6 protein-coding genes are annotated in these 7,271 nt (G+C 73.0%); 4 read left to right on the plus strand and 2 right to left on the minus strand.

Going from position 1 to position 7,271, the window contains the following annotated elements; all coding sequences use genetic code 11:
* Window positions 1-77: 77 nt before the first annotated feature.
* Window positions 78-1,289 carry a macrolide family glycosyltransferase gene (locus tag V5P93_RS22130; RefSeq protein ID WP_104478958.1) on the minus strand — a complete coding sequence of 404 codons (1,212 nt, stop codon included), beginning with the start codon at window positions 1,287-1,289 and terminating at the stop codon, window positions 78-80.
* Window positions 1,290-1,439: 150 nt separating this feature from the next.
* Here V5P93_RS22130 and V5P93_RS22135 point away from each other — a divergent pair, with 150 nt between their 5' ends.
* A complete protein-coding gene (locus tag V5P93_RS22135) occupies window positions 1,440-3,044 on the plus strand; it encodes a beta-N-acetylhexosaminidase (protein WP_245931234.1) in 1,605 nt (534 codons plus the stop codon).
* Window positions 3,045-3,086: 42 nt separating this feature from the next.
* Here the strand turns inward: V5P93_RS22135 and V5P93_RS22140 are convergent, their stop codons facing one another.
* Window positions 3,087-4,313 (minus strand): macrolide family glycosyltransferase, encoded by a 1,227-nt coding sequence (locus V5P93_RS22140; RefSeq protein ID WP_181043454.1) that lies wholly within the window; start codon window positions 4,311-4,313, stop codon window positions 3,087-3,089.
* A 118-nt stretch (window positions 4,314-4,431) separates the two neighbouring features.
* Between V5P93_RS22140 and V5P93_RS22145 the strand changes: the two genes are divergently transcribed.
* From V5P93_RS22145 to V5P93_RS22155, 3 genes are read left to right on the plus strand one after another with little or no spacing between them, the layout of a single operon-like run.
* Complete coding sequence (locus V5P93_RS22145) at window positions 4,432-5,640, plus strand: macrolide family glycosyltransferase (RefSeq protein ID WP_104478956.1); 1,209 nt, start codon at window positions 4,432-4,434, stop codon at window positions 5,638-5,640.
* Window positions 5,633-6,394 (plus strand): FkbM family methyltransferase, encoded by a 762-nt coding sequence (locus V5P93_RS22150; protein WP_104478955.1) that lies wholly within the window; start codon window positions 5,633-5,635, stop codon window positions 6,392-6,394. The genes V5P93_RS22145 and V5P93_RS22150 overlap by 8 nt, the downstream gene beginning before the upstream one ends.
* On the plus strand, window positions 6,391-7,251 hold the full coding sequence (locus tag V5P93_RS22155) for an aldo/keto reductase (protein WP_104478954.1): 861 nt from the start codon (window positions 6,391-6,393) through the stop codon (window positions 7,249-7,251). Before V5P93_RS22150 ends, V5P93_RS22155 begins: the two co-directional genes overlap by 4 nt.
* The last annotated feature ends 20 nt before the right edge of the window (window positions 7,252-7,271 follow it).

Genomic DNA, 7,271 nt, shown 5'->3' on the forward strand with positions numbered 1-7,271 from the left:
GCGTCCTCGCGGCACCGCCGCCGAGACTAGGAGCACGTCCCGCCGGGACAAGGGCATGCGGTGCGCGGACTAGGGAATCACCTAGAAACCGTTGCGGTGAGGTAAGATTCGACAGTGTTGGCCGCCTCGGACACTCCGCCGCCCGCGCGCAGCTCGGCGCGGGCGGCGGCCAGCCGTTCCGCGACAACGGGATCGGCGGACACCTGGTCGACGGCTTGCCGGAGTGCGTCGGCGGTGACCTCGGCGGCGGGCAGGTGGGTGCCGACGCCCAGTTCAGCGACCCGGGCGGCGTTGCCGAACTGGTCGACGCCCTGCGGGATGGCCACCATCGGCACCCCGTACCACAACGCCTCGACGCAACCGCCCATGCCGGCGTGGGTGACGAAGGCGGAAGCGTGTTCCAGCACGATGAGCTGCGGCACCCGCTCGTACACCCGCACGTGCGCCGGCGCGTCCAGGGTCGCCGCGTGCTTGCCCGCGACGAGGACCACGTGCCAGTCGGTGTCGGCGAACGCCTCGACGCACGTGCGGTAGAAGTCGGGGCGGTCGTTGAACGAGTTGCCCAGCGACACCAGCACGACCCGCCTGCCGTCGGCCGGGGGCGTCCAGCTGCGGTCGTCGAGCCGTTCGCGGGCGAGGCAGGGGCCGACGAACCGCACGGACTCGGGTGCGCGTTCGGCGCCGGGCTGCATGGCGCGCGGGACCAGCGACAGGGTGCCGTCCGGTTGGCCCTGGAGGGCGTGGGCGCCGCCGGTGATGCCGTTGTCGGCGAGCCAGGCGTCGGCGAGTTCGTAGTAGCGGGCGGCGGAGTCGGCGGAGCCGAGCCCGGCCAGCACCTCCGCGTCGGGCTCGGTGTCCGGTTCGGACCAGACCATGGGCATGATGGCCAGGGTGACCGCCGGGACTCCGTGGCGGCGGGCGAGCACCTGGCCCGCCATCGCGCCCGGGTCGCACAGCACCAGGTCCGGCGGGGTGTCGAAGTGGGCGGTCAGCCGGGGCAGCTGGATCATGGCCTCGCGGAGGAAGACCTGCATCACCTCGCCGGCGTCGACGGGGATCGCGCCGATGCCGGAGGCGCCCGTGGCCGGGTCCGGCAGCAGCGACGGGTGGGCCACGAACTCCACAGTGGACCGTTCCGCGACGACCCGGTCGAACAGGCCGCGCACGGACTCCCCCGCCGACACGCTGACCCGGTGGCCGCGCGCGGCGAGCTCGTCGACCAGCGCCAACCAGGGGTAGATGTGGCTCGGCGACGTGACGGCGACGATCGCGATGCGCCCACTCGGCATGCGCCGCACGCTACCGCCGCCGCCGCCGGGGACCTCCCGGGTACCGCGCGGCGTTAGGGGTTTCCCCAGTCCTGGCCGCCACCGCCGGTCGGCTTGCCCGGTTTCGATTTGACTGCGGGCGACCTGCCCACCGCTCTCCCGGGGGATATCGTGATCCACTTAGCTAGGCGGTCCCGCGCCTGGTCGGCCGCGCTGGTCGTCGTGTCCGGCGTGCTGGTCGCCGGACCCGCGCCCGCCGCCTCCGCGCAGCCCGCTTTCTCCACTTTGGACACCCTGTTGCCGAAGCCCGTCTCGGTGCGGGCGCGGCCGGGGGCGTCGTTCCGGCTCGACCAGGCGACCACCGTCTCCGTGCCGCCCGGGGCGGGCGAGGTGCGCGAGGTCGCCGATCTGCTGGGGTCGGAGCTGCGCCCGGCCACGGGGTACGCGCTGCCGGTGGTGACCTCCGCCGCGGCGCGGCCGAACACGATCTCGCTGCGGTTGACCGGGGACGAGCGCGAGATCGGGCCCGAGGGGTACCGGTTGGACGTCACCCCCGGCGGGGTCACCGTGGAGGGCGCGACCGCCGCGGGGCTGCGCAACGGGGCGCAGACGGTGAAGCAGCTGTTGCCCGCGCGGATCGAGAGCGAGCGGCGGCAGCCGGGTCCGTGGACGGTGCCGGGCGCGCGGGTCGTCGACCGGCCCCGCTACGCCTACCGGGGCGTGATGCTGGACGTGGCCCGGTACTTCTACCCGCCGGACGCGGTGCGGCGGTTCATCGACCAGGTGTCGACGTACAAGTACAACCACCTGCACCTGCACCTCACCGACGACCAGGGCTGGCGGATCCAGATCGACAGCTGGCCCCGGCTGGCCACCTACGGCGGCAGCACCGCGACCGGCGGCGGCCCCGGCGGCTACTACACCAAGGCCGAGTACCGCGACCTGGTCGAGTACGCGCGGCGGCGCGGGGTGACGGTGGTGCCGGAGATCGACATCCCGGGGCACACGACGGCGGCCCTGGCGTCCTACGCGGAGCTGAACTGCGACGGCGTGGCACCGCCCCTCTACACCGGCTACGACACCGGCTTCAGCTCGCTGTGCCTGGGCAGGCCGGTGGTGGACCGGTTCGTCGACGACGTGATCCGCGAGGTCGCGGCGCTGACCCCGGGGCAGTACGTGCACGTCGGCGGCGACGAGGTGCAGGGCACCCCGGAGGCGGACTACGTGGCGTTCATGGACCGCGCGGCGGCCACGGTGGCGAAGTACGGGAAGCGGCCGATGGGCTGGAACTCGGCGCTGGAGGGACGGACCCCGTGGGGCCCGGGCTCGGTGAGCCAGTACTGGTACGCGTGGCCGGACGACCCGACCGCGGTCCGCTCGGCCGCGCAGGGGGCGAAGCTGCTGCTGTCCCCGGCCAACCGGGCCTACCTGGACATGAAGTACACCGTCGACGCGCCGAAGTACGGCCAGACCTGGGCCGGCTTGGTGGAGGCCGCCGACGCGTACGGCTGGGACCCGGACGCGGCGATCACGGACCTGCCGACGGCGTCGGTGCTGGGGGTGGAGGCGACGATGTTCACCCAGGTGACACCGGACGAGAAGAGCCTGCAGTTCATGCTCTTCCCCCGCCTGCCGGAACTCGCCGAGGTGGCCTGGACCCCGAAGACGGCCCAGAACTGGACGGACGCCCGGGTCCGCGTGGCGGCCCAGGCCGAACGGTGGGACCTGTGGGGCGTGAACTACTACCGTTCCCCGCAGATCCCTTGGCCCAACTGAACAATCCGGTGGGGTGGTCCGGCCAGGACCACCCCACCGGGGTCAGGCGATCACGTCCTCGATCACGTCCACCGCGCGCCGCGCGCCGCCCGCGGTTCGCATGGCCTCGCGCATCGTGGTGAGGCGGGCGGGTAGGTCGCCGTCCTGGAGTGCGGCCAGGAGTTCGGCCACCGCCTCCCCCACCGGCTTGGCGCCGAGGTTGTCGCGCGGCACGACGCGGCCCAGGCCGAGGCCGGTGACCTGTTCTGCGACGAGGTCCTGTTCGGTCAGCTGGGGCAGCAGGACCACCGGTGTCCCCGTCCACAGGGCTTCGGTGACGCTGCCCATGCCCGCGTGCGAGACGAACACGTCGGTTTCCGCCAGCAGGGCCAGCTGCGGCACCCAGCGGCGCACCTCGACGTTGGCGGGCAACGGTTCCAGGTCCGCCGGGTCGACCTGGTTGCCGACCACGAGCACCACTCGCCAAGGGCGGTCGGCGAACTCGCGGACGCACTCGGTGAACAGCCGTCGTTGGCTGGTGTAGCCGAAGGTGCCGAACGCGACGACCACCAGTGGATCCGTTCCCTGGCGGGGTTTCCAGTCGTCCTCGAAGGCGCGGTCGGTCAGGCACGGGCCGACGAAGGCGAAGTCGTCGTCGAAGTGGTCGGCGCCGACCTGGAGTTCGCGGGGCAGGAACACCAGGCTCCGGCGCAGGGTCGAGGTGTCCGCCCGGAACTCCTCGGGGGTCAGGTCGACGCCGTGGCTCTCCAGCGCCTGCACCACGGCCTCGCGTTCGCCGGTGATCGCGGGGTGGGTCGGGTCGATGTCCGGGTGCTGCCCGAGGAACCGCAGGTACGGGTTGAACTCGTCGGTGAACGCGATGGTCGTGCAGAGCCGGATCGCGGGCACGCCCCACTTCAGCGCCAGCAGGCGTCCGGTGTGGAAGGCCGTCAGGTCGTGCAGGACGACGTCGGGGTGGTCGTCCGCCAGGGCGTCGTGGGCTTGGGCGAGCGGCGCGAAGCCCTCCTCGGTGATGGTGCGGATCGAGCGGTGGAACTCCTCCGACGACACCTCCCCCGGCGGCTTGATGACCAGGTCCAGCGACTTCGGCATCACGTTGTCGTACAACAGGGGTTCGGCGCCCGCGGCCTTGACCGCGTCGGCGAACTCCGGTGTGGTCGCGAACGTGACGCGGTGGCCGCGGCGGACCAGTTCCGCCACCACCCCCAGGGTCGGGTTCACGTGGCCGTGCAGGGGAAAGGTGAAGAACGCCGCGTGCACCGCGATCACCGCCTCCAAGTCGCTTGCGGATGCTCGTCCCGATCAGACCAGCGGCATCATGGGAAGGTCACTAGACTTCCCCGCGCGCCAGGGGATCCGGTGATCGGCGCGGCTACCGTTCGGGCCTATGCCCCGGCAGCGCGACGTCCTGTTCCTGCTCTACCCCACGCACGGCCACGTGCGGCCGAACCTCGCCGTCATCGCCGAACTGGCGCGGCGCGGCGACCGGGTCCGCGCGGTGGTGTCCGGGCGGTTCGCCCCCGAGGTCGCGGCGGCCGGTGCCGAACCGGTGCTGTTCGACCCGCCGCTGGCGGAACTGCCGTCGCTGGCGGGGTTGACCGAGGCGGAGTGGGCGGAGGCGAGCAAGGACGTCTTCCTCGACGTCATCAAGGCGACCCGGGCGGTGGTCGAGCACGCGGAGTCCGACCCGCCCGCGGTCGTGGCCTTCGACTCCGCGCTGTGGGCGCCCGCGCGGGTGACCGCCGCGCGGCTCGGCGTGCCCGCGGTGCAGCTGGTGCCGACGTCGATCGACCGCGAGCCGTTCACCCCGGGCAGCGTCCGGATCGGGGCCCGCGACGACGACGCCGAGTGGGACCGGCTGGTGTCCTTCGGCGCGGCGCTGGTGTCGCTGTTCGACGCGCACGGGGTGCCGGGGACGTCGTTCGAGTCGTTCACCGCGCGGCCGGGCGAGCGGACGGTCGCGTTCGTGCCCAGGGACTTCCAGCCCGAGAGCCACCGGTACGGCGACCGGTACACCTTCGTCGGCCCCTGCCTGGCACCGCCGGACGGGACGCCGAGCTGGCGCCCGCCCGCGGACGATCGGCCGGTCCTGCTGCTGTCGCTGGGCACCACGTCCAACGACCGGTTGTCGCTGTTCACCGACTGCGTGGCGGCCTTCGCCGAGTCGCCGTGGCACGTGGTGATCACGCTGGGCGGCCGGTTCGACCCCGGCGCGCTGGGGCCGCTGCCGCCGTCGATCGAGGCGCACGGCTGGCTGCGGCACCCCGAGGTGCTGGCGCACGCGCGGGCGTCGGTGAGCCAGGCGGGGATGGGCAGCGTCATGGAGTCGCTGGCGCACGCGGTGCCGGTGGTGGCGGTGCCCAGCCACCCGGAGGCCATCGCGAACGCGCGCCGGGTCGGCGAACTGGGGTTGGGCCGGTGGCTGCCCGCCACCGAGGTGTCGGGGGTCGCGGTGCGGGCGGCGGTGGACGCCGTGGCGGGCGACGCCGACACGGCCCGGCGGCTGTCCGCGATGCGGGCGCACATCGACCTGTCCGGCGGGGCACGGGCCGCGGCGGACGTCATCCAACGAGTCACGGAGGAAGACTGTGAGTGACACCAGTGCCGTCGGGGTCGAGGACATCAGCCTCGTGGAGCTGTCGGCCGACTACCGGTGCTACGCGCCCACCGACCCCGACGGGCACTACCTGGAGCTGCGGTTCGTGTACGCCGAGATCCTCGAGGGCGACACCTACTCGGCGGAGATCGGGAAGCTGCCGCCGGACGCGCTGGTGCTCGACATCGGCGCGAACGTCGGCATGTTCTCGTACGCGGTGAAGCGGGCCCGGCCGGGCGCGACGGTGCTGGCGTTCGAGCCGATGCCGCGCACCATCGGCGCCCTGCACCGCAACATCGAGCTGCACGGGCTCGACGGCGTCACGGTGTACCCGGTGGCGCTGGGCACCGAGGAGTCGACGGCGGAGTTCACCTTCTACCCGCAGGCGCCCGCGAACTCGACGCGCTACCCGGAGCAGAAGACGTTGCTGATCGCGCTGCTGGAGACCGCGCTCACCATCGAGGTGCCGGTCACGACCGTGGCGACCGTGCTGGCGGGCCGCGCCGAGGACGGCCCGATCGACCTGGTGAAGATCGACGTCGAGGGCGCGGAGCTGGAGGTCCTGCGCGGGTTCTCCGACGCGGACTGGGCGCGGGCCGCGGCGTTCGTGGTCGAGGTGCACGACTTCGACGGCAACCTGGCCGCGGTGCGGTCGCTGCTGGCCGAGCGCGGGTACGACGTCGTGGTGACCCCGGCCCCGCTGATCCCGGAGGAGCAGGCCATGTACCTGGTCCACGCCCGGCGGCCCGCGTGACGGCAGCCACCTTCGCGCTGGGCGGCGACCTGGTGGTCCACCGCACCGGCTTCGGCGCGCTCCGCCTGACCGGCGAGGGCGGCTGGGGCCTTCCCCCGGACGTCCCCGCCGCCCGAGCCGTCCTCCGGCGGGCGGTGGAGCTGGGCGTGGACCTGATCGACACCGCCGACGCGTACGGTCCGGGGAGCAACGAGGAGCTGATCGCCTCGACCCTGCACCCGTACGCGCCGCGGCTGGTGGTGGCGACGAAGGTGGGGCAGTGCCGCCCGGCGCCGGGCGTGTGGGTCCCGCTGGGCAGGCCGGAGTACCTGCGCCAACAGGTGGAGCTGAGCCTGCGCCGGCTGCGCGTGGCGCGGTTGGACCTGTTGCAGCTGCACCGGATTGATCCGCTGGTGCCGGTGGCGGAGCAGTTGGGTGTGTTGGCGCAGTTGCGGTCGGAGGGGAAGGTCCGGCACGTCGGGCTGTCGGAGGTGACGGTGGCGGAGCTGCGGTCGGCGCGGGAGTTCGTGCCGGTGGTGAGCGTGCAGAACCGCTACAACCTGACGGATCGCAAGCACGAGGCGGTGGTGGAGTACTGCGAGCGTGAGGGGATCGGGTTCATCCCCTGGCACCCGGTCGGGAAGGGGTCGCTGACCCGCGGGGGTGGCGCGATCGCGGACGTGGCCGGGGAACTCGGGGCCACGGCGTCCCAGGTGGCGTTGTCGTGGCTGCTGCACCGGTCCCCCGCCATCCTGCTGATCCCGGGGACGTCGTCGGTGGCGCACCTGGCGGAAAACCAGGCAGCGTCCCGGTTCACCCTGTCGTCCGACCAGTACCGGCGACTGGACGCGATCACTCCGGTGCCGCAGACCGTCTGATCTCGACGACTGTGCCCCGC

Origin of the sequence: Actinokineospora auranticolor (assembly GCF_041897805.1) — a bacterium.
Taxonomy (GTDB): domain Bacteria; phylum Actinomycetota; class Actinomycetes; order Mycobacteriales; family Pseudonocardiaceae; genus Actinokineospora; species Actinokineospora auranticolor.